A 664-nucleotide genomic window follows, 5' to 3' on the forward strand; every position below is an offset into this window, starting at 1 on the left:
CGTGGCGCCACGCTGGAAGCGCTCGTGGCGGCCCTGAAGCGGGATGAATTGCAGGCCGCGTGCGCTCGGCTTGGGCTGCCCGACGACGGGCGCGACAAGCGGACGCTGACCGAACGGATTCTCGGCAATGGTCTGCCGGCGCGTGGTCGCGGTGGGCAGGTCAACTCGAAGACGGATCGGCGCATGAACGGACAGACCTCGGCGACGAATCAAGCCTTGGAAGGAAACCGCCAGCCGGGCACGCCCGTCAGCGGCGCCGCCGCCGCGAGCAGTCGCGCGCCTGGGACGCCCGCGGGCAGATCCCAAATGCCGTGGGGGCCGGACAACCTCCATCCGCTCTCGACGCTGAAGACCGAGCTGGTCTGGGAAGGCAAGTACGACGAGTACGGCAATCGCCGCGATGTGGACGTGGCTGGATGTGCCATGCCGCTCCAGACGATCGAGACGATCGATCAGCCGCGCAGCGAAGCGGCGGCCGCCGGCCAGCTCGCCCTGTTCGAGAAAAAGACCAAGCGCCTCGACGACTTCCGGAACATGCTCATCTGGGGCGACAACAAGCTCGCGATGGCGTCACTCTTGAAGGACTTTCGCGGCAAGATCGATCTGGTTTACATCGATCCGCCATTCGATGTTGGCGCTGATTTCACAATGGCTGTGCCGATCG

The 664-nt window shown here is 65.5% G+C and carries 1 protein-coding gene; it reads left to right on the forward strand.

What is annotated here, in order from left to right; translation table 11 throughout:
• Positions 1-24: 24 nt before the first annotated feature.
• The coding region (locus L6R21_28155; protein ID MCK6563078.1) for a hypothetical protein at positions 25-664 on the forward strand (640 nt) is incomplete at its 3' end.

It is taken from the genome of bacterium (assembly GCA_023150945.1).
Taxonomy (GTDB): Bacteria; Zhuqueibacterota; Zhuqueibacteria; order Zhuqueibacterales; family Zhuqueibacteraceae; genus Coneutiohabitans.